At 73.5% G+C, this 20,945-nt stretch carries 14 protein-coding genes; 7 read left to right on the top strand and 7 right to left on the bottom strand.

Features of this window, described 5'->3' with window-relative positions; all coding sequences use genetic code 11:
- Positions 1-2: 2 nt before the first annotated feature.
- Genes AC069T_RS13015 through AC069T_RS13005 form a run of 3 tightly spaced genes read right to left on the bottom strand, consistent with a single transcriptional unit; the run spans position 3 to position 4,650 of the window.
- Positions 3-950 (bottom strand): hydroxymethylglutaryl-CoA lyase, encoded by a 948-nt coding sequence (locus AC069T_RS13015; protein WP_478782784.1) that lies wholly within the window; start codon positions 948-950, stop codon positions 3-5.
- Positions 947-3,019: an acetyl/propionyl/methylcrotonyl-CoA carboxylase subunit alpha gene (locus tag AC069T_RS13010; RefSeq protein ID WP_478782783.1), complete on the bottom strand. Its 2,073-nt coding sequence runs from the start codon at positions 3,017-3,019 to the stop codon at positions 947-949. Before AC069T_RS13010 ends, AC069T_RS13015 begins: the two co-directional genes overlap by 4 nt.
- A gap of 14 nt (positions 3,020-3,033) precedes the next feature.
- Positions 3,034-4,650 carry a carboxyl transferase domain-containing protein gene (locus tag AC069T_RS13005; RefSeq protein ID WP_478782782.1) on the bottom strand — a complete coding sequence of 539 codons (1,617 nt, stop codon included), beginning with the start codon at positions 4,648-4,650 and terminating at the stop codon, positions 3,034-3,036.
- A gap of 86 nt (positions 4,651-4,736) precedes the next feature.
- Here AC069T_RS13005 and AC069T_RS13000 point away from each other — a divergent pair, with 86 nt between their 5' ends.
- The 3 genes from AC069T_RS13000 (at position 4,737) to AC069T_RS12990 (ending at position 7,512) form a co-directional block, all read left to right on the top strand.
- Positions 4,737-5,339, top strand: coding sequence for an SACE_7040 family transcriptional regulator (locus AC069T_RS13000; RefSeq protein ID WP_476751384.1), 603 nt, complete (start codon positions 4,737-4,739; stop codon positions 5,337-5,339).
- Positions 5,340-5,437: 98 nt separating this feature from the next.
- Entirely contained in the window at positions 5,438-6,595 is a 1,158-nt protein-coding gene (locus AC069T_RS12995; RefSeq protein WP_478782781.1) for an acyl-CoA dehydrogenase family protein, read from the top strand.
- A gap of 35 nt (positions 6,596-6,630) precedes the next feature.
- Positions 6,631-7,512 carry an acyl-CoA thioesterase gene (locus tag AC069T_RS12990; protein ID WP_478782780.1) on the top strand — a complete coding sequence of 294 codons (882 nt, stop codon included), beginning with the start codon at positions 6,631-6,633 and terminating at the stop codon, positions 7,510-7,512.
- A gap of 152 nt (positions 7,513-7,664) precedes the next feature.
- Here AC069T_RS12990 and AC069T_RS12985 read toward each other — a convergent pair whose 3' ends face one another.
- Both AC069T_RS12985 and AC069T_RS12980 read right to left on the bottom strand, forming a co-directional pair.
- On the bottom strand, positions 7,665-8,453 hold the full coding sequence (locus tag AC069T_RS12985) for a phosphatase (RefSeq protein ID WP_478782779.1): 789 nt from the start codon (positions 8,451-8,453) through the stop codon (positions 7,665-7,667).
- A gap of 95 nt (positions 8,454-8,548) precedes the next feature.
- Positions 8,549-10,348: a PucR family transcriptional regulator gene (locus tag AC069T_RS12980; protein WP_478782778.1), complete on the bottom strand. Its 1,800-nt coding sequence runs from the start codon at positions 10,346-10,348 to the stop codon at positions 8,549-8,551.
- A 277-nt stretch (positions 10,349-10,625) separates the two neighbouring features.
- Here AC069T_RS12980 and speB point away from each other — a divergent pair, with 277 nt between their 5' ends.
- A complete protein-coding gene (speB, locus tag AC069T_RS12975) occupies positions 10,626-11,597 on the top strand; it encodes an agmatinase (RefSeq protein WP_478782777.1) in 972 nt (323 codons plus the stop codon).
- Entirely contained in the window at positions 11,594-13,285 is a 1,692-nt protein-coding gene (locus AC069T_RS12970) for a thiamine pyrophosphate-binding protein (protein WP_478782776.1), read from the top strand. Before speB ends, AC069T_RS12970 begins: the two co-directional genes overlap by 4 nt.
- 87 nt (positions 13,286-13,372) lie before the next feature.
- Here the strand turns inward: AC069T_RS12970 and AC069T_RS12965 are convergent, their stop codons facing one another.
- Positions 13,373-14,863 (bottom strand): hypothetical protein, encoded by a 1,491-nt coding sequence (locus AC069T_RS12965; protein WP_478782775.1) that lies wholly within the window; start codon positions 14,861-14,863, stop codon positions 13,373-13,375.
- A 180-nt stretch (positions 14,864-15,043) separates the two neighbouring features.
- The gene (locus AC069T_RS12960) at positions 15,044-15,847 is read right to left on the bottom strand and encodes an endonuclease I family protein (RefSeq protein WP_478782774.1); all 804 of its coding nucleotides are present in this window, start codon (positions 15,845-15,847) and stop codon (positions 15,044-15,046) included.
- A gap of 240 nt (positions 15,848-16,087) precedes the next feature.
- On the opposite strand from AC069T_RS12960, the gene AC069T_RS12955 reads away from it, so the two are divergent.
- Both AC069T_RS12955 and AC069T_RS12950 read left to right on the top strand, forming a co-directional pair.
- A complete protein-coding gene (locus tag AC069T_RS12955) occupies positions 16,088-17,011 on the top strand; it encodes a serine hydrolase (protein ID WP_478782773.1) in 924 nt (307 codons plus the stop codon).
- 134 nt (positions 17,012-17,145) lie between these two features.
- Entirely contained in the window at positions 17,146-20,898 is a 3,753-nt protein-coding gene (locus AC069T_RS12950) for an ABC transporter ATP-binding protein (protein ID WP_478782772.1), read from the top strand.
- Positions 20,899-20,945 lie beyond the last annotated feature (47 nt).

Raw genomic sequence — 20,945 nt, 5'->3', positions numbered from 1 at the left:
GGTCACTGCTCCTTGTGGGAGAGGGCTCTGACGGTGCGGGAGGGGCTGGGTCGGCCCAGTTGTCCGGCCATCCACACGCTCGTGGCGGTGAGGCGGCCGAGGTCGACACCGGTCTCGATGCCGAGGCCCTGGAGCATCCACACCAGGTCCTCGGTGGCGAGATTGCCGGTGGCGGACTTGGCGTACGGGCAGCCGCCGAGGCCGCCCGCGGAGGCGTCGACCGTCGTGACGCCGTGCTGGAGGGCGGCCAGGGTGTTGGCGAGCGCCTGGCCGTACGTGTCGTGGAAGTGCACGCCGAGCGCGCTCACCGGGACGCCCGCCTCCTGGAGCGCGGCGAGCAGCGCCAGCACGTGCCCCGGCGTCGCCACGCCGATGGTGTCCCCGAGGCTCAGCTCGTCGCAGCCCAGGTCGAGCAGGGCACGGCAGACGCGCACGACCTGCGGGACGGGCACGGGCCCCTCCCAGGGGTCGCCGAAGCACATGGACAGATAGCCGCGGACGTGGAGCTGCTCGCCGCGCGCCCGCTCGACCACCGGTGCGAACATGGCGAGCGCCTCGTCGACCGTGCGGTTGAGGTTGGCGCGGGCGAAGGACTCGGTGGCACTGGCGAAGACGGCGACGTGACGGGCGCCGAGGGCCAGGGCGCGGTCGAGTCCCCGCGCGTTCGGCACCAGCACGGGCAGGGCGACGGGCAGGTCGCGGACGAGCGGGAACAGCTGCTCGGCGTCCGCGAGTTGGGGCACCCACTTCGGGTGCACGAAGCTGGTCGCCTCGACGGTGGTGAGACCCGCTCCGGCGAGACGCCGGACGAACTCCGCCTTGACCTCGGTGGGGACGGTCGCCTTCTCGTTCTGCAGTCCGTCGCGCGCGCCGACCTCGTGGATCCGCACCCGCGCGGGCAGACCCCGCGCAGGTACGGCCATGGGCAGGCCGGGTGGGGGTGTGGTCATGACCTCTCCTCCGGTGCCGGGGCGGCGGCGCCCACCGGGGAAGCCTGTGCCGGGGCGGTGCCCGGCGCGGGCGTCCGTGCCGGAGCGGCGCCCCGGGGCATACGGGCCGGGGCCGCGTCCGCCGGGGGCGTCTGTGCCGGGGCCGTGTCCGCCGGGGTGACGACCGCCAGGACCTGGTCCATGGCGACGGTCGAACCCGGCGTGACGTCCAGTTCGCTGACGGTGCCCGCGTGCGGCGCGGAGACGACGTGCTCCATCTTCATCGCCTCGACCACCAACAGGCTCTGTCCGGCGCTCACCTCGTCTCCGACGGCCACCTTCACGACCGTCACCGTGCCCGGCATGGGGGCGGTGAGCGAGTCGGCGCCCGCGTGGCCGGCACCGGTGAGGGAGGCGGCCACGGGGTCGTGGTCGCGCACCTGCCAGGCGTCCCCGTCGCGGCCGATCCAGTCGCCGGCGCGGTGGAAGGTGTGGCGGACGCCGTCCAGGGTCACGGAGACCCGGTCGGCGGTGACCGAACGGCTGCCGCGCGGGCGGTGGGTGACGGGTTCGAGGCCCGGCACCCGCAGGGGGAAGGCGAGCGGGGCGGGCTCGCCGCCCAGCCGCCATCCGGTGGGCACCGAGAACGGGTCGGTCCAGCCGGCGCGCTCGGGCGCGAGGGCGTCGAGACGGATCGCCGCCGCGGCCTCGTACACCTCCTCCGGCACGCCGTCCGGGATCAGGGACTCCGCCTCCCGCTCGACCAGACCCGTGTCCAGCTCGCCCGACACGACGGCCGGGTGGGCCAGCAGCCGCCGCAGGAACCCGGCGTTGGTCTGCACGCCGAGCGTGACCGTTCCGGCGAGGGCGGCCCGCAGCCTGCGCAGCGCCGTGGCCCGGTCGGGGCCGTACGCGATGACCTTGGACAGCATCGGGTCGTACAGGCTGCCGACCTCAGTGCCCTCGGAGAGGCCCGAGTCGGTGCGCACGCCGTCGCCCCGGGGCTCGCGCAGGGACAGCACCGTGCCGCCCGAGGGCAGGAAGCCGCGGGCCGGGTCCTCGGCGCAGATCCGTGCCTCGACCGCGTGCCCGGTGAGGGAGATGTCCTGCTGCCCGAACGGCAGCGGCTCGCCCGCCGCGACGCGCAGCTGCCACTCGACCAGGTCGAGGCCGGTGACCAGCTCGGTCACCGGGTGCTCCACCTGGAGGCGGGTGTTCATCTCCATGAAGTAGTACGAGGACGGGTCGCCGCCGGGGACGATGAACTCGACCGTGCCCGCGCCGCGGTAGCCGCAGGACCGGGCCGCCTGGACGGCCGCCTCGCCCATCGAGGCGCGGGTGTCCTCGTCCAGGAGCACGCTCGGCGCCTCCTCGATGATCTTCTGGTGGCGGCGCTGGAGGGAGCACTCGCGCTCGCCCAGGTGCACCACGTGGCCGTGGCCGTCCGCGAGGACCTGGATCTCGATGTGCCGGGGGCGGTCGATCCAGCGCTCGACGAGGAGGGTGTCGTCGCCGAAGGAGGCGCGGGCCTCGCGGCGGGCGGCGGCGATCTCGTCGGCGAGCAGGGCCTCCTCGCGCACCAGCCGCATGCCCTTGCCGCCGCCGCCCGCGGACGGCTTCAGCAGGACGGGCATGCCGATCTCACGTGCCGCGTCGGCGAGCTGGGCGTCGGTGAGCCCGCTGCCCGAGGAGCCGGGGACGACCGGGACGCCCGCCGCCTGCACGGTCTCCTTGGCGCGGATCTTGTCGCCCATGAGGTCGATCGCGGAGGCGGGCGGGCCGATGAAGACCAGCCCGGCGTCCGCGCAGGCCTGGGCGAACGCGGCGTTCTCGGCGAGGAAGCCGTAGCCGGGGTGGACGGCCTGCGCCCCCGTCCGCGCGGCCGCCGCCAGCAGCCGGGCGGCGGACAGATAGCTCTCGGCGGCCGGCGCCGGACCGATCCGGACGGCCGTGTCGGCCTCCCGGACGTGCCGGGCGTCCGCGTCGGCGTCGGAGAAGACGGCCACCGAGCGCACGCCCAGGGCCCGCAGCGTACGGATGACCCGGACGGCGATCTCGCCGCGGTTGGCCACAAGTACCGTGTCGAACATCGTCAGGGGTCCCCTCACATCCGGAAGACGCCGAAGCCGGGATCACCCAGCGGGGCGTTGGCACACGCGGTCAGGGCGAGGCCCAGTACCTGGCGGGTCTCCATCGGGTCGATCACGCCGTCGTCCCAGAGCCTGGCGGTCGCGTAGTAGGCGTTCCCCTGCTGCTCGTACTGGGCGCGGATCGGGTCCTTGAAGGCCTCTTCCTCCTCCGCGGGCCAGGACTCGCCGCGGGCCTCCGCCTGGTCGCGCTTGACGGTGGCGAGGACGGACGCGGCCTGCTCGCCGCCCATCACGGAGATCTTGGCGTTCGGCCACATCCACAGGAAGCGGGGGGAGTACGCCCGGCCGCACATCGAGTAGTTGCCCGCGCCGTACGAGCCGCCGATGACCACGGTCAGCTTGGGCACGCGCGTGCAGGCGACCGCCGTGACCATCTTGGCGCCGTGCTTGGCGATGCCCCCGGCCTCGTACTGGCGGCCGACCATGAACCCGGAGATGTTCTGCAGGAACAGCAGCGGGATGCCGCGCTGGTCGCACAGCTCGATGAAGTGGGCGCCCTTCTGCGCGGACTCGGAGAAGAGGATGCCGTTGTTGGCGACGATGCCGACCGGGTGCCCGTGGATCCGGGCGAAGCCGGTCACCAGGGTCTGCCCGAACTCCGCCTTGAACTCGGCGAAGCGCGAGCCGTCGACCACGCGCGCGATGACCTCACGCACGTCGTACGGAGTGCGGGAGTCCACCGGCACCGCGCCGTACAGCCCGGCCGGGTCCACCTTGGGCTCCACGGCCGGCTCGACCGTCCAGGGCAGTGCCCCGCGCGCGGGGAGCGTCGCGGCGATGGTCCTGACGATGCGCAGCGCGTGCGCGTCGTCCTCCGCGAGGTGGTCGGTCACGCCGGAGACGCGGGAGTGGACCTCGCCGCCGCCCAGCTCCTCCGCGGTGACCACCTCGCCGGTGGCCGCCTTCACCAGGGGCGGACCGCCGAGGAAGATCGTGCCCTGACCGCGCACGATGACGGCCTCGTCGCTCATCGCTGGGACGTACGCGCCGCCCGCCGTGCAGGAGCCGAGGACCGCGGCGATCTGCGGGATGCCGGCACCCGACATCCGCGCCTGGTTGTAGAAGATCCGCCCGAAGTGCTCGCGGTCGGGGAAGACCTCGTCCTGCATGGGCAGGAACGCGCCGCCCGAGTCGACCAGGTAGACGCACGGGAGGCGGTTCTCCAGGGCCACCTCCTGGGCGCGCAGGTGCTTCTTCACCGTCATCGGGTAGTACGTGCCGCCCTTGACCGTGGCGTCGTTGGCGACGACCACGCACTCGCGGCCGCTCACCCGCCCGATCCCGGCGATCACGCCCGCCGCCGGTGCCGCGCCGCCGTACATCCCCTCGGCTGCGAGCGGCGCGAGCTCCAGGAAGGGCGAGCCCGGGTCCAGGAGGGCGTCCACCCGGTCGCGGGGCAGCAGCTTGCCGCGCGCGGTGTGCCGGTCCCTGGCCCGCTCACCACCGCCGAGCCGGGCCGCGGCGAGCCTTCGCCGCAGCTCCTCGCCCAGTGCGTGGTGCGCCGCCTCGTTGGCCCGCCAGGCCTCCGACGCGGGATCGGCCGCGCTCGTCAGCTCCGGTGCCTCGTGCATCCTGCGGTCCCCTCACCTTGTTAATGAGCGTTAACGCATTTCCTCCAGGTTAACGAGCGCTAACCTCCCTGTCTAGAATCGTTCTCATGGCCACCAGAACCGACGCCCCCACCCGTCGCGAGCAGATCCTCAGGGAGGCCGCCCGGCTGTTCGCCGAGCGCGGCTTCCACGGCGTCGGGGTGGACGAGATAGGGGCCGCGGTCGGCATCAGCGGCCCCGGTCTGTACCGGCACTTCGCGGGCAAGGACGCGATGCTCGCCGAGCTGCTGGTGGGGATCAGCGGCCAGCTGCTCACCGGCGGCAGGCGCCGGGTCGCCGAGGCCCGGGGCGGCTCGGAGGCGGTCCTCGACTCGCTGATCGAGGGGCACATCGACTTCGCGCTCGACGACCGCCCATTGATCACCCTGCACGACCGTGAGCTGGACCGCCTCCGGGACAGCGACCGCAAGCTCGTGCGCCAGCTCCAGCGGCAGTACGTCGAGCTGTGGGTGGAGGTCGTCCGCGAGGTCTACCCGGACCTGGCCGAGCCCGCGGCGCGCTCGGCCGTGCACTCGGTCTTCGGGCTCCTGAACTCCACGCCCCACCTGGGCCGCCCCGGTGCCCTGCCGGGCCGCGGGGTCACCGCCGAGCTGCTGCACCGGATGGCGCGGGGCGCCTTCGGGGCGGCCGGAGCGGCCCCCGGGGCGTGACGAGCGTCATGGGGCGGCCGGTCTGGACGACCGTCGTGACCGCCGGGTAACGTGATATCTGAGCAAGCGCTTAGATATCCCAGACGGAGGTGGCGGCGGTGCGCCGTACGGTGTTCAACGAGGATCACGAGGCGTTCCGGGAGACCCTCCGGGCCTTCATCGAGGCCGAGGTCGTACCCGTCTACGACGAGTGGTTCGCCGCGGGCCAGGCACCGCGCGACTTCTACTACAAGCTCGCCGAGCTGGGTATCTTCGGCATCCGCGTCGACGAGGAGTACGGCGGCGCCGGCATCGACTCGTACAAGTTCGAAGCCGTCATGTACGAGGAGACCTCCCGCGCCGGCGTGCAGTTCGGCGGCTCAGGCGTGCACGTGCTGCTCGGCCTGCCGTACCTCAAGACGCTCGCCACCGACGAGCAGAAGAAGCGCTTCCTGCCGAAGTTCGTCTCCGGCGAGGAGATGTGGGCCCTCGCGATGACCGAGCCGGGCACCGGCTCCGACCTCGCGGGCATGAAGACCACCGCCAAGCTCTCCGAGGACGGCACGCACTACGTCCTCAACGGCTCCAAGACGTTCATCACCGGCGGCGTGCACGCCGACCGGGTGATCGTCTGCGCCCGCACCGACGCGCCGAGCGCCGAGGACCGCCGCCACGGCATCTCCCTCTTCGCCGTGGACACCAAGTCCGAGGGCTACTCCATCGGCCGCAAGCTCGACAAGCTGGGCCTGAAGACCTCCGACACCGCCGAGCTGGCCTTCGTCGACGTGAAGGTCCCCGTCGAGGACCTCCTCGGCGAGGAGAACAAGGGCTTCTCCTACCTCGGCCACAACCTCGCGTCCGAGCGCTGGGGCATCGCCTTCGGCGCCTACGCGCAGGCCGCCGCGGCCGTCCGGTTCGCCAAGCAGTACGTCCAGGAGCGCACCGTCTTCGGCAAGCCCGTCGCCTCCTTCCAGAACACCAAGTTCGAGCTGGCCGCCTGCCAGGCCGAGGTGGACGCCGCGCAGGCCGTCGCCGACCGTGCCCTGGAGGCCCTCGACGCGGGCGAGCTGACCCCGGCCGAGGCCGCGTCCGCGAAGCTGTTCTGCACCGAGGTCGCGCACCGCGTCATCGACCGCTGCCTCCAGCTGCACGGCGGCTACGGCTTCATGAACGAGTACCCGATCGCCCGCCTGTACGCCGACAACCGCGTCAACCGCATCTACGGCGGCACCAGCGAGATCATGAAGACGATCATCGCCAAGGACATGGGTCTGTAAGGCACGCGAAAAAAGTTCACGGTACAACTGACCCCATGAGTCAGGCACTTGAGTCCCTGCTCGATCTGCTCGACCTCGAGCGGATCGAGCAGGACATCTTCCGCGGCCAGTCACGGTCCGCCGTCGTCCCGCGCGTCTTCGGCGGACAGGTGGCGGCGCAGGCACTGGTCGCCGCGGGCCGCACGGTCCCCGGGGACCGGATCGCCCACTCCCTGCACGCGTACTTCCTGCGCGCCGGGGACCCGGGGGCGCCGATCGTCTACACCGTCGACCGGATCCGCGACGGGCGCTCCTTCACCACCCGCCGCGTCGTCGCCGTCCAGCACGGACAGCCGATCTTCCATCTCTCCGCGTCCTTCCAGACGCACGAGGAGGGCATGGAGCACCAGGCCCCCATGCCGCCGGCCCCGGACCCCGAGACACTGCCCACCGCGGCCGAGATGCTCCCGCGCTACGCCGACGTCTTCACCGAACCCGGGGTGGCGGAGCGTCTCCTCGAGGCACGCGAGGCCGTCGACCTGCGCTACGTCGACGCCCCGCCCTTCGGCAGCGTCGGCGAGGCCCGCGAGCCCCGCTCCCAGGTGTGGTTCCGCACCAACGGCAAGCTCGGCGGCGCCATCGACGAACCCCTCCTGCACGTCTGCCTCGCCACGTACGTCTCCGACATGACGCTCCTGGACTCGGTGCTGCTCCCGCACGGGCGCGGCGGCTGGGCGATCGGGGACGTCGTCGGGGCCTCCCTGGACCACGCGATGTGGTTCCACCGGCCGTTCCGCGCCGACGAATGGCTCCTGTACGACCAGGAGTCCCCGTCCGCGTCCGGCGGCCGCGGGCTCGGGCAGGCCAGGATCTACACGCAGGACGGCCGGCTGGCCATCTCGGTGATCCAGGAGGGCGTGGTCCGCGTTCCCAGGTGAGACCGGGCCCCAGGGGCGCGGCGCGGGAGCGGCGGCCGGCCGGCGCAGAGCACGGTCGCCGTGACCGGCCGCGTGTACCGGGACCCGGCACCGGGGTGCGCCCCGCCGGGGTGCGCCCCGCGCCGGGAGGGGCCCGTGGCCGCGGCCCGGTGCTACACCAGACCCGCCGCGTTCAGCAGGTACGCCGTCATCGGGTCGTAGTGGCGCGGGCTGGTGACGTGGTCGTCGAGGGGGATCGTCACCTGGACCGTGCCCTCGGCCTCGGCCAGGAAGAGGGCGGGGTCGTTGCAGTCGGCGTAGCCCATGGAGTCGATGCCGGACTGGCCCGCGCAGCCCGCCCAGCCGTGGTCGGCGACGACCAGGTCGGGCAGCGGGCGGCCGTCGCGCTCGAGACCGTTCAGGATGGCGCGCATGGGCTCGCCCGAGTGGGTGTGCCAGAGCGAGGCCCCGTGCTCCAGGACCGCCACGTCCGCGAACTGGAAGACGTACCCCTCGTCCGTCTGGAGTCCCGCCGGGATGACGACGATCTCGCAGCCCGCGGTGCGCAGGGCGTCGGCGGTCGCGCGGTGCACGTCGAGCAGGCCGCCGGGGTGACCGGTGGCGAAGAGGACCCGCTGCCTTCCCGCGGCGGCCTTGCGCAGCCGGGCCGCCATCCGGTCCAGGGCGTCGACGGTCAGCTCGGGGTCGATGGTGTCCTGGCCGTAGCGGTACTCCGGGTCGTCGTTCACGCCGCACCGCTCCGCCATCACCGCGAGCACGTCCTGCTCGTCGTTCCAGCGGTCGCCGAGTTCGAGTCCGAGCCAGTAGTTGCGGTCGCCGTTCGCGAGCTTGCGGTAGTGGGAGAGGTTGTTCTCGCGGGGTGTGGCGACATCGCCCGCGATACGGGTCCGTACGAGGTGGTCGACGAGCTCGGCGCGGCTGGGGGTCCCGGGTATCGGCATGCCTCCCATTGTGCCGGGGGGTCCCGTCCGGGGCGCCGGTGTCCCGGACCCTGGGACGTGCGTCACTCGCCGCGCGACGCCGGTGACCTCCTTCCTCACCCCTCCCGCAGCGCGAACCACAGCTCCATCCGTACGTCGGGGTCGTCGAGGTCCGCCGCCAGCAGTGCCGCGCACCGCGTGACGCGCTGGCGCACGGTGTTGCGGTGCACGGACAGCGCGACCGCCGTGCGGTCCCAGCTCCCGTGCAGGGAGAGCCAGGTGCGCAGGGTCTCGGTGAGGGCGGGGGTCGCGGCGATGGGGGCGAGCAGGGTCCGTGCGTGCGCCCGGGCGTCGGCCGCGGGGACCAGGTCCGCGAGCGCGGGGCGCTCCCCGTGGCGCACCAGGGCCGTGCGGGTGGCTCTGGCGCGGGCCAGGGCGCGGGCGGCCTGGGTGTCCGCCGCGGCCCACCCGTCCGGGGCGGCGGGGGCGCTGACCCCGCAGGTCCAGCCGGGCTGCGGGGCCGGTTCCCGGCCGGCCGGGACGAGGACGCGTACGACGTCGTCGCCCACGTCGACGAGCGTGGAACCGAGCGCGGCGCCCAGCGCGGAGGCCGCGACGGCGTCCGGCGCGGGAGCGTCTCCGGCGGGCCGGGCGTGCACCACGACGAGGCGCTCGGCGCCGAGCAGCGGCGCCACCTCCTCGGGAGTCGCCCCGAGCAGCAGCCGGACCAGGGCCGCCGAGCGGGCCGCCCCGGTCCCGCTCTGGTGCTCCCCGGTGAGGAGCGACAGCAGGACGGCGGCCACCGAGGCGATGGTGTGGTCACCGGGGGCACGCCTGGCCCCGGCGACCCCGAGGACGAAGCCCTGGCCGGCCCCGAGGGCGTAGGCGGCCAGGTGGACGCCGCCCACGGTGTCGGCGGCGGACGAGGGACCCGGCGGGACCGCGCCCCCCGTTCGCCCGCTCGGCCGCACCACCCCGGCCAGCTCCCGCAGCGCCCGCACGACCGTGCCCCCGGGGTCCGCCGCCCCGGGTACGGAACCCGCCGGACGGGGGCCGGGTGCCGCCGCGCGCTGTGCGGCCTCCCCCGGACGGGCCCCGGGTGCCGCCGTGCCCTGTGCGGACCCCGCCGGACGGGCCCCGGGTGCCGCCGTGCCCTGTGCGGACCCCGCCGGACGGGCCCCGGGAGCCGCCGCGCCGGATGCCGGGGCCTGTGCGCCGGGTGCCGGGTCGGCCGCGCCGGGCGCCGCCGTGCGCGGGGCGGACCGCGCGGGTGTGTCCGGGGACGTGTCCGGTGCCGGGGTGGTCGCCGGGGTCCGCGGGACGCGTCCCGCGGTGGCCAGCTCCCGGCCCTCGGGGCCGTACAGGGCCGCCCAGCCGTCGGTGTGCCGGGCGAGCCGGCGCAGCACGGCCGGGACCGGGTCGGGCCGGGCGGCCGCCGCGGCGAGACTCTGCTGCGCCTCCGTGACCCGGCGCAGCTCCGCCAGCCGGGCCTGGGCCATCAGCTGCCAGACCGCGCGGGCCACCCCCGAGAACGTGGTCTGCGGCGGCACCTCCAGCAGGGGCAGCGCGTACGTCTCGCAGGCGGCGACCAGCGCGGGCGGGACCGTGTCGTGCACCGGCGCCAGGCCGAAACCCAGGGCCGCCCCGCCCGCGGCGACGATCCGCGACACGTAGCCGTCGAAGTACGCGCCGGACTCCGCATCGTCCGGGACGTGCACCCCCGCGGTCAGCAGCAGCTCGCCGCCCAGCAGATACGGGTACGGGTCGGCCATCTCCGAGGTGTGCGCCCAGTGGATCGCGGTGCCGGGGCCGGCCGGGCCCGCGATCTGGCGCAGTCCCAGGTCGTCCCGGGCGAGGAGCGCGCCGAGCGGCACCGGCGGGGTCGGCGGGACGGGCGGGGCGGACGGGTCCGGCATGGTGGACGTTTCCTCCATCCGGAGCGGGTTCGGTGGATGAAAAGTACACTTCGCAGTCGCTCCCGGGCCACCTAGGGTCGGAGCCGTCGGCAGCCGCGGGCACGGGCGGGACGTCCCCGCGAGCCGCCGCCGCAGCGCCGGCCGCGTCCCCGTCGTACGACACGCCGCTGACGGGTGCGCGTGGCTCCGAACCCTTGTCCGAACGCGGGCGGGATTCCCAGTAGAGTCGTATCCGTTGTACATACGCGACGAAGCGTAGGAAAGAGAGCACTTCACCATGAGCAGCACCGAGACGCCCCGCGGGCCCGTCGACTCCTCCCGCATCCCGCGGTACGCCGGACCCGCGACCTTCGCCCGGCTGCCGCGCCTCGACGAGGTCGGCTCCGCCGACGTCGCCGTGGTCGGCGTCCCGTTCGACTCGGGCGTCTCGTACCGGCCGGGCGCCCGCTTCGGCGGCAACGCGATCCGCGAGGCGTCGCGGCTCCTGCGCCCCTACAACCCGGCGCAGGACGCCTCGCCCTTCGCCCTCGCGCAGGTCGCCGACGCCGGCGACATCGCCGCGAACCCGTTCAACATCAACGAGGCCGTGGAGACCGTCGAGGCGGCGGCGGACGAGTTGCTCGGCACCGGCGCCCGCCTGATGACCCTCGGCGGCGACCACACCATCGCGCTGCCGCTGCTGCGCTCGGTCGCCAAGAAGCACGGCCCGGTCGCCCTGCTCCACTTCGACGCCCACCTGGACACCTGGGACACCTACTTCGGCGCCGAGTACACGCACGGCACCCCGTTCCGCCGGGCCGTCGAGGAGGGCATCCTCGACACCGAGGCGCTCTCCCACGTCGGCACCCGCGGCCCGCTGTACGGCAAGCAGGACCTGACCGACGACGAGAAGATGGGCTTCGGCATCGTCACCTCGGCGGACATCTACCGCCGCGGCGCCGACGAGGTCGCCGACCAGCTGCGCCAGCGCATCGGGGACCGCCCGCTGTACATCTCGATCGACATCGACTGCCTCGACCCGGCGCACGCCCCCGGCACCGGCACCCCCGAGGCCGGCGGCATGACCTCGCGCGAGCTGCTGGAGATCCTGCGCGGCCTGTCGTCCTGCCACCTGGTCTCCGCGGACGTCGTCGAGGTCGCGCCCGCCTACGACCACGCCGAGATCACCGCGGTCGCCGCGTCCCACACGGCGTACGAGCTGACGACGATCATGTCCCGCCAGATCGCCCAGGAGAAGGCGGCGAAGTGACCCACGACCACGACCAGGACCTGCGGCCGACCGCGGCGCAGACCGAGGCGGCCCTCAACCCGCCGCCGGGCCGCATCGGCGGGGACCTGGTCGTGGAGACCCTCGCCGGCCTCGGCGCGACGACCGTGTTCGGACTGCCCGGCCAGCACGCGCTGGGCATCTTCGACGCCCTGCGCCGCTCGTCCCTGCGCTACGTCGGGCTGCGCGTCGAGAACAACGCGGGGTTCGCGGCGGACGCGTACGGCCGGATCACGGGCGAGGCGGCGCCACTGCTGCTGTCGACGGGCCCCGGCGCGCTGACCTCGCTGGCCGCGCTCCAGGAGGCGGCCGCCGCCTCCGCCCCCGTCCTCGCGATCGGCAGCCAGGTCCCGGCCGCGGGACTGGGCGGCGGCCGCCACGGCTATCTGCACGAACTCACCGACCAGCAGGCCTCGTTCCGGGGCGTGGTGAAGTCCGTGCACACGGTCCGTACGCAGTCGCAGATCCCGTCGGCGATCGCCGCGGCGTGGGAGTCGGCGCTGACGGCACCGCACGGCCCGGTGTGGGTGGAGATCCCGCAGGACGTGCTGCTGGCCGAGGCCCGGCTGCCGGTGGTGACCGCGATGGACGCGACGCCCGAGGACGTCGTCCCGCGCCCCGAGCTGACGGCGCTCGCGGCCGACCTGCTGTCGCGCGCCGAGTGCCCGGCGATCATCGCGGGCGGCGGCGTCGTACGGGCGGACGCGTCCGGGAAGCTGAGGGCGCTGGCGGAGAGGCTGGACGCGCCGGTCGTCACCACCTTCGGCGGCAAGGGCGCCTTCCCCTGGACGCACCCCCTCTCGCTCCGGTCCTGGCTGGAGGACCGGCACACCACCGACTTCCTGGAGGACGCGGACGTCCTGCTGGTCGTCGGCTCGGGCCTCGGTGAACTGTCCTCGAACTACCACACGTTCCGGCCCCGGGGGCGGGTCGTCCAGATCGAGGCGGACCTCGGCAAGCTGGAGGCCAACCACCCCGCCCTGGGCATCCACGCCGACGCCCGCCTGGCGCTGTCGGCGCTGCTGGAGACGGTGGACGCGCGCACCGACCCGACGGCCCCCGACCGGGTGCGCGGCGTGCTGGAGAAGGTGGGCGAGCGCATCGCCGCCCAGGAACTCACCCTGGAGCAGGACGTGCTGGCGTCCGTGCGCCGGGCCCTGCCGGACGACTCCCCGTCCTTCTGGGACATGACGATCCTGGCCTACTGGGCCTGGTCCGCCTTCGACGCCCGCCGGCCCAACACCATGCACTCCGCGCAGGGTTCGGGCGGCCTCGGCTACGGATTCCCGGCGGCGCTGGGCGCGGCGGCGGCCGACCCGACCCGGCCGGTCCTCGCGGTCTCCGGTGACGGCGGCGCGCTGTACTCGGTCGCCGAGCTGGCCACGGCGAAGCAGTACGGCCTGAACGTCACCTGGCTGATCGTCGACGACGGCGGCTACGGCATCCTGCGCGCGTACATGACGGACGCGTTCGGCGAGGCCACGGCCGCGGCCACCGAGCTGGCCCGCCCCGACTTCGTCGCGCTCGCCGAGTCCTTCGGCGTCCCGGGCGTGCGGACGAGCCCCGGGACGCTGGAGGCGGACCTCGCGACGGCGCTCGCGGCCCCCGGTCCCTCGGTGGTCGTGCTCCCGGCGCTGCTGCGGATGTTCGCGCCGACGCACCTGGGCTGACCCGGGCCGACGGGGGGCGGGAACGCGGAAGCGCCGGGGAGCGCGGCGTCCGCACTCCCCGGCGCTGTTCTCGTCCGGCCGGGCCGGTCAGCGCAGGGACGAGCCGAACAGGGCCTTCATATAGGGAGCCGGGATCGTCCTCGGGCCGAACGCGAGGGCGGACGTGGTGGTCAGGCCGGTCGTGGTGCCGCGCAGGATCCAGACCGCTCCGGCGGAGGCGTTCTCGGCCGTGGAGGACGCGGCGAGGTCGGGACGGCCGTTGCCGTCGACGTCCAGCAGCGCGGTGCTCACGCCGAACCGGTCGTCCGTCTCGGCGACTCCGGGCACCCCGGCGGTGTCCTGGTGGAACACCTGGGTCCCCGCGCCCGTGACGCCGGTCGGGCCGCCGTGGACCAGCGCGACCGAGCCGGCGTCGGCCACCTCCTTGACGTCCTCGCCGGCGATGCCGAGCGCGATGTCCGCGTAGCCGTCGCCCGTGACGTCGGCGACCGAGACCGAGGTGCCGAGTCCGTCGCCCTCCTCCTCGGCGCCGGGGAAGCCGGGCAGGTCCTGGTCGAAGGTCTGCACCCGCGTCTCGGACAGGCCGGAGGCCGAGCCGAACGCGACCTGCGCCTTGTGGTTCCAGCCGCCGACGCCGACCACGACGTCGTCGTAACCGTCGTGATCGATGTCCCCGACGCCGGTGCCCACGCCTTCGCGGCTGGTGTCCGCCCCGGGGGCCCGGCCCTTGACGAAGCCCGAAGTGCCGCCGTACAGCAGCCGGTTGCCCCACACGCCGTCACCCTCGTAGCGCCACTGGACGAGGTCGTCCCTGCCGTCGCCGTTGATGTCGCCCACCTGGCCGGAGGACACGGGGCCGGTGATCGACGAGGGGCCGTCCTCGCAGCCGGCGCCGGTGGCGCACGCGGCGTCGTCCTCCTCGTAGCCCCACCATCCGGACCTGTCCAGGATGTTCAGCACGGCGGCGGGCTTCCCGGCACGGGAGAGCGGTCCCTTCCACAGGGCTGCGGGCGCGCCCTGGGGGTCGTCGCCCCCGACGGACCGCGCGGCGAACAGGGCCAGGTCGGTGGTGCCGTCGCCGTCGAAGTCACCGGCCTGGGGCGCGGCTCCGTACCCGGCGAGGGCGGTGCCGCCGGTGAGGCCGGAGGCGGAGCCCCACAGGACGACCGAGCCCGCCGTGCCGCCGGATATCACGAGGTCGCTGAAGCCGTCCTTGTCCAGGTCGCCCTTGGTGAAGGCCGCACCGAACCGCTGGTTGGCGATGGCGGCGCCGGGAACCCCGCTGGTGGAGCGGCTGACGATCTTCTTGTGCGCGGCGGACGCGCCGTCGGCGGAGCCGTACATGACGGCCACGTAGCCCGCCTTGGCCTGGCTCGACACCGTCGCGCCCGGGGCGCCGACGACGAGGTCGGCGTAGCCGTCCCCGTTGAAGTCGTCCCGGGCGTCGGCCGATCCGGTGGCGGCCTGGGCGGAGGCACCGGTCAGGGCCCAGGTGCCGATCCCGCCGGCCAGCAGCGTGACGGCGGTCAGGGGCGCGGTCAGGCGTGCGGAGCGGGTCCTGCGTCGTGCTCGTGACATCGGGCGCCTTTCGTCGTTCCTGGGACGCGGTGGTCCGACGCGTCCAGGGAGTGCGACTCGGGCGGGACGTCACTGGTTGTACGCCCTGAGGCCATTCCTTTGTCACCTGCCGGTGGCCGGGGACACCGGACGCCGCCTGAACTCCCTTTGTCTCTGAGGGAGTTCAGGCGGCTACGTCGGCTACCAGATCGCCTCGACCCATTCCGGGTGGTCGATGAACGGGTTGCGGTTGTGCTGGTAGGTGTCGTAGATGACCTGGTTGCGCTTCTCCTCGAAGGCGCTCGGCGGGTCCTCGTCGTTCCACTGCTTGAGCACGGCGAGCCTGCCGATGTAGGGGTTGCTGCCGTTGCTGACGCTCTCGTTGGGTTCGAGGTCGGCGAAGCCGTCGCCGCCGTCGTAGCGCACGGCCATGTAGAGGATCATGCGGGCCACGTCGCCCTTGTCCGCGTCGCGCGGCTCGAAGGAGTCGGAGTCGGTGAGGCTGCCGCCCCCGCCGCTGACCGTGCTGCCGCCGTTGTCGAAGTCCTTGTTGCCGCGGATGCTGTTGACCTGGACGTCCGCGGGGCGCAGGTGGTGCAGGTCCGTGCCGGGACCGGTCACCTCGCCGAAGTCGCCGTGGGACTTGGCCCAGGTGTGCTCGCGGTTCCAGTCACCGAGGTCGCCGCCGTTGAGGGACTTGGCGCGCGAGACTCCGCTGTACAGCAGGATCACGTTGTTGCTGTTGTTCGGGTCCTGGTCGGTGACCTTGAGCGCGTTCCAGACCGCGGTGTACGAGATCTTGCTCTGGCTGCTGATGATGGTGTGCAGCGAGGACTTGAGGCTCGAACCGGTCTTGCCGACCGCGTTCTTGTAGTACGTGGTGTCGTACGCCGTCGTCGTGGCGCTCGCGGGGGAGGCGGTCACCGTCGGCACGGTGAGCGCCACGAGCACGGCGGAGGTGGACAGCGCCAGCGTCTTCCAGCGGCGAATGTGCGTGGCGGGCATGTGGGGACGTCCGATCTACGCGGGTTGATTGAGCGGGCAATCGGGAGCGTGACATGGACATGCGCTTTATGGGGTGAACGAGATGTGTCCGTTGCGTGTCGGAACCGGGCAGGTGCCCTCCGGCCGCCGCGCGACCGCCCGCTCTGCGCGGCTCGTACAACTTTTCGCGCCCCTGCGTGGTCAAGGGGGGCGAGTGTGCAGGGGGCGCACTCGTATCGCCTCATGGGATGGGAAGCCTTCATGACTCACCGGATATCCGGGCGCGCCCGCGTGCTCGCGGCCGGCATCGGCATCGGCGTGCTCGTACCGCTGGCCGCCGCCGCCGCGCCGGCCGCCGCCGCGCCGGCGCAGGTCACCTGCACGTCGGACCGCGCCGGCCTGGCCGAGAAGCTCCAGCGCGACATCACGGCCGCGCTGGCCGGCCGCAAGGGCACCATCGCCGTCGGGCTCCGCGACCGTACGACCGGCACCACCTGCACCCTGCGGAGCACGTCCGCCTTCGACTCCGCCAGCGTCGTCAAGGTGACCGTGCTCGCCACGCTGCTGTGGGACGCCAAGAAGCACAACCGCTACCTCACGGACCACGAGGCCGACCTGGCCACGGCCATGATCACCCAGTCGGACAACGCGGCCACCAGCACCCTGTGGCGCCAGCTCGGCACGACGAAGATCAAGGGCTTCCTCACCGCCGCCGGCATGACCCAGACCAAGCCGGGCGCCGACGGCTACTGGGGCCTGACCCAGATCACCGTGCGCGACGAACAGAAGCTGCTCGCGCTGCTCACCGCCAAGAACTCCGTGCTGAGCGACAACTCCCGCGCCTACGTCCTGAAGCTGATGGGCAAGGTCGTCTCCTCGCAGCGCTGGGGCACCCCGGCCGGCGCCCCCTCCTCGGTCGCCGTGCACGTCAAGAACGGCTGGCTGTCGCGGTCCACGTACGGCTGGCGCGTCCACAGTGTCGGCACCTTCGACGGCGCGGGACACGACTACACGATCTCGGTCCTCACCCACGGCAACAGCACCATGGACTACGGCGTCGCCACCATCCAGGGCGTGGCCAGGGCCATCCACAGGGACCTGGTGCCGACCGCCCCCGCCGCGCAGCGCTACACGCCGACGGACACCCCGCGGGAGGCCTTCCCGGCGGTCCCGTCCGGCGGCTGACGCCCGCACCTTCCCGCCGCCCGGCGGTGCGCCTGCCACGCACCGCGGGGACGGGAAATGTTGCGGAGGGATGAAATCCGCTCCGATCCGCGTTGGTGCCTTCCGGTGGAAGCGGATCTACGGAAGGCATCTGCGTGGCAGCGGAACAGGGCGGGGCGGGGGAGCCCGGCTGGGTGCGGCGACTGGCCGGGTACGCCTGGCGCTACCCCAAGGACGTCGTGCTCGCGCTCGGCTCCTCCCTCGGCGGCATGGCCGTCATGGCGCTGGTACCGCTCGTCACCAAGGTGATCATCGACGACGTCGTGGGGGACCACACCAGGGACATGGCCCCCTGGGCGGGCGCCCTGATCGGTGCCGCCGTCCTCGTCTACGTGATGACGTACATCCGGCGCTACTACGGCGGCCGGCTCGCCCTGCACGTCCAGCACGACCTGCGCACCGACATGTACGGGACGATCACCCGGCTCGACGGCCGGCGTCAGGACGAGCTGTCCACCGGACAGGTCGTGGGACGCGCCACCAGCGACCTCCAGCTGATCCAGGGCCTGCTCTTCATGCTGCCCATGACCATCGGCAACCTCCTGCTCTTCCTGATCTCGCTCGGGATCATGGCCGCGCTGTCCCTGCCGCTCACCGGCGTCGCGCTCGCCGTCGCCCCCGCCCTCTGGTTCGTCGCCAGGCGCAGCCGTACCAGGCTGCACCCCGCCACCTGGTACGCGCAGGCCCAGGCCGCCGCCGTCGCCGGGGTGGTCGACGGCGCCGTCAGCGGCGTCCGGGTGGTGAAGGGCTTCGGTCAGGAGGACCAGGAGACCGGGAAGCTGCGGGAGGTGGGGCGCAGGCTCTTCGCCGGCCGGATGCGCACCATCAGGCTCAACTCCCGGTACACCCCCGCGCTCCAGGCCGTGCCCGCGCTCGGCCAGGTCGCGATGCTCGCCCTCGGCGGTCTGCTCGCGGTGCGCGGACAGATCACCCTGGGCACCTTCGTCGCGTTCTCGTCCTACCTCGCCCAGCTCGTCGGCCCCGTGCGGATGCTCGCCGTGGTCCTCACCGTCGGACAGCAGGCCCGCGCCGGCGCCGAGCGCGTCCTGGAGCTGATCGACACCGAGCCGTCCATCGAGGACGGCACGAAGACCCTGCCCGCCGACGCGCCCGCCACCGTCGAGTTCGACGACGTGTCCTTCGGCTACGAGGAGGGGCGCCCCGTCCTCGACGGCCTCTCCTTCGAGATCCGCCCCGGCGAGACCCTCGCCGTCGTCGGCTCCTCCGGGTCCGGCAAGTCCACGGTCTCGCTGCTGCTGCCGCGCTTCTACGACGTGACGCGCGGCGCCGTCCTCGTCGGCGGCCACGACGTCCGCGAGCTGACGCAGGAGTCGCTGCGCGCCGCGATCGGACTGGTCCCCGAGGACTCCTTCCTCTTCTCCGACACCGTCCGCGCCAACATCGCCTACGGCCGCCCCGGCGCCACCCAGGAGGAGATCGAGGCCGCGGCCCGCGCCGCCCAGGCCGACCGCTTCATCGCCGAGCTGCCGGACGGGTACGACACCACCGTCGGCGAGCACGGACTGACCCTCTCCGGCGGCCAGCGCCAGCGGATGGCCCTCGCCCGCGCCCTCCTCACCGACCCGCGGCTGCTCGTCCTCGACGACGCCACCTCCGCCGTGGACGCTCGCGTCGAGCACGAGATCCACGAAGCCCTCGCGCACGTCATGCGGGGCCGCACCACCCTCCTCATCGCCCACCGCCGCTCCACCCTCAACCTCGCCGACCGCATCGCCGTGCTCGACGGCGGCCGGCTCGCCGACCTCGGCACGCACGAGGAGCTCCAGAAGCGCTCGGCCCTGTACCGGCGGCTGCTCACCGACCCGGACGAACTCGGCGGCGTCTCACCCGGGCACGCCGGGCCCGCCGCCGTGCGGGAGGACACCTCCGTACGCGACGAGCTCGACGCGGAGTTCGACGCCGAACGGGGCGTCACCCCGCACCTGTGGACCGGCGACCGCGAGCCGAAGGACCACGCGATCGCCGGGATGCCCGCCACCCCCGGACTCCTCGCGCAGGTCGAGGCGCTGCCCCCGGCCACCGACACCCCCGGCATCGACGAGGCGCGCGCGGTCACGCCCGAGGAGTCGTACGGGCTGCGCCGGCTGCTGCGCGGCTTCGGGCTGCCCCTGCTGGTGAGCCTCGGGCTCGTCGCCGTCGACGCGGGCATGGGACTGCTGCTGCCGGTGCTGATCCGGCACGGCATCGACGAGGGCGTCTCGCGGCTCGCCCGCGGCGCGGTGTGGACGGCCGCCGGGCTCGCCCTGCTCACCGTGCTCGTCCAGTGGGCGGCACAGATCGCCGAGACCCGGATGACCGGGCGCACGGGCGAGCGGGTCCTGTACTCGCTCCGGCTGAAGATCTTCGCGCAGCTCCAGCGGCTCGGACTCGACTACTACGAGCGCGAGCTGACCGGCCGGATCATGACCCGGATGACGACGGACGTGGACGCGCTGTCCACCTTCCTGCAGACCGGCCTGGTCACCGCCTTCGTCTCCGTCGTCACCTTCTTCGGCATCATGGGCGCGCTGCTGGTGATCGACGTGCAGCTGGCCCTGGTCGTCTTCGCGACGCTGCCGCCGCTGGTCGTCGGCACCTTCTTCTTCCGCCGGGCGAGCGTGAAGGCGTACGAACTCGCCCGCGAGCGCGTCTCGGTGGTCAACGCCGACCTCCAGGAGTCCGTCTCCGGGCTGCGGATCCTCCAGGCCTTCCGGCGCGAGGAGACCGGCCGGAAGCGGTTCGCGGACGGCAGCGACAGCTACCGGCAGGCGCGCATCCGCGGACAGCGGCTGATCTCCGTGTACTTCCCGTTCGTGCAGCTGCTGTCCTCGGTGGCCGCGGCGGCCGTCCTGATCGTGGGCGCCCGCCGGGTGGACGCGGGCACGCTGACGACCGGCGCCCTGGTCGCCTACCTGCTGTACATCGACCTGTTCTTCGCGCCCGTGCAGCAGCTCTCCCAGGTCTTCGACGGCTACCAGCAGGCGACCGTCTCGCTCGGCCGCATCCAGGAGCTGCTCCGCGAGCCGACCTCCACGAAGACCGCCGCCGAGCCGCTCGAAGTCCTGTCCCTGCGCGGGGAGATCGCCTTCGAGGACGTCGACTTCGCCTACGGCGACAACGAGGAGGCGCTGAGCGGCGTCACGCTGGCCATTCCCGCCGGCCAGACCGTCGCCTTCGTCGGCGAGACCGGCGCGGGCAAGTCGACCCTGGTGAAGCTGGTGGCCCGCTTCTACGACCCGACGGGCGGGCGCGTCACGGTGGACGGCACCGACCTGCGCGCCCTCGACCTCACCTCCTACCGCCACCGGCTGGGAGTCGTCCCGCAGGAGGCGTACCTCTTCCAGGGCACGGTCCGCGACGCCATCGCCTACGGCCGTCCCGACGCCACCGACGCCGAGGTGGAGGCCGCGGCCCGCGCGGTCGGCGCGCACGACATGATCGCCACGCTCGACGGAGGCTATCTGCACGAGGTCGCCGAGCGCGGCCGCAACCTGTCGGCGGGCCAGCGCCAGCTGATCGCGCTCGCCCGGGCCGAACTCGTCGACCCGGACGTCCTGCTCCTCGACGAGGCCACCGCCGCGCTGGACCTGGCCACCGAGGCCCTGGTCAACCAGGCGACCGACCGGATCGCGGGCCGTCGTACGACCCTGGTCGTGGCCCACCGGCTGACCACGGCCGCCCGCGCCGACCGGGTCGTGGTGATGGACCACGGTCAGGTCGCCGAGGACGGCACCCACGAGGAACTCCTGCTGCTGGACGGGCGGTACGCCGAGCTGTGGCGCACCTTCACCGGCACGCAGGAGCCGGGGGAGGCGGAGTCCGGGAAGCCGGTCCGCTCCACGGCCTGACCCGGCGGTACCGGGGCTCCCGGCCGCGCAACCATCCGACGTACGTC

The organism is Streptomyces sp. NPDC043867, from assembly GCF_056435845.1.
The sequence above is the reverse complement of the archived record's forward strand: the minus strand, read 5'-3'. Positions and strand labels throughout refer to the sequence as shown.

Coding starts and splice junctions, on each gene's coding strand:
- AC069T_RS12985 (WP_478782779.1), bottom strand. CDS start 8,453: ATGCCGATACCCGGGACCCCCAGCCGCGCCGAGCTCGTCGACCACCTC.
- AC069T_RS12980 (WP_478782778.1), bottom strand. CDS start 10,348: ATGCCGGACCCGTCCGCCCCGCCCGTCCCGCCGACCCCGCCGGTGCCG.
- AC069T_RS12990 (WP_478782780.1), top strand. CDS start 6,631: ATGAGTCAGGCACTTGAGTCCCTGCTCGATCTGCTCGACCTCGAGCGG.
- AC069T_RS12965 (WP_478782775.1), bottom strand. CDS start 14,863: ATGTCACGAGCACGACGCAGGACCCGCTCCGCACGCCTGACCGCGCCC.
- AC069T_RS13010 (WP_478782783.1), bottom strand. CDS start 3,019: ATGTTCGACACGGTACTTGTGGCCAACCGCGGCGAGATCGCCGTCCGG.
- AC069T_RS12960 (WP_478782774.1), bottom strand. CDS start 15,847: ATGCCCGCCACGCACATTCGCCGCTGGAAGACGCTGGCGCTGTCCACC.
- AC069T_RS13000 (WP_476751384.1), top strand. CDS start 4,737: ATGGCCACCAGAACCGACGCCCCCACCCGTCGCGAGCAGATCCTCAGG.
- AC069T_RS12955 (WP_478782773.1), top strand. CDS start 16,088: ATGACTCACCGGATATCCGGGCGCGCCCGCGTGCTCGCGGCCGGCATC.
- speB (WP_478782777.1), top strand. CDS start 10,626: ATGAGCAGCACCGAGACGCCCCGCGGGCCCGTCGACTCCTCCCGCATC.
- AC069T_RS13005 (WP_478782782.1), bottom strand. CDS start 4,650: ATGCACGAGGCACCGGAGCTGACGAGCGCGGCCGATCCCGCGTCGGAG.
- AC069T_RS13015 (WP_478782784.1), bottom strand. CDS start 950: ATGACCACACCCCCACCCGGCCTGCCCATGGCCGTACCTGCGCGGGGT.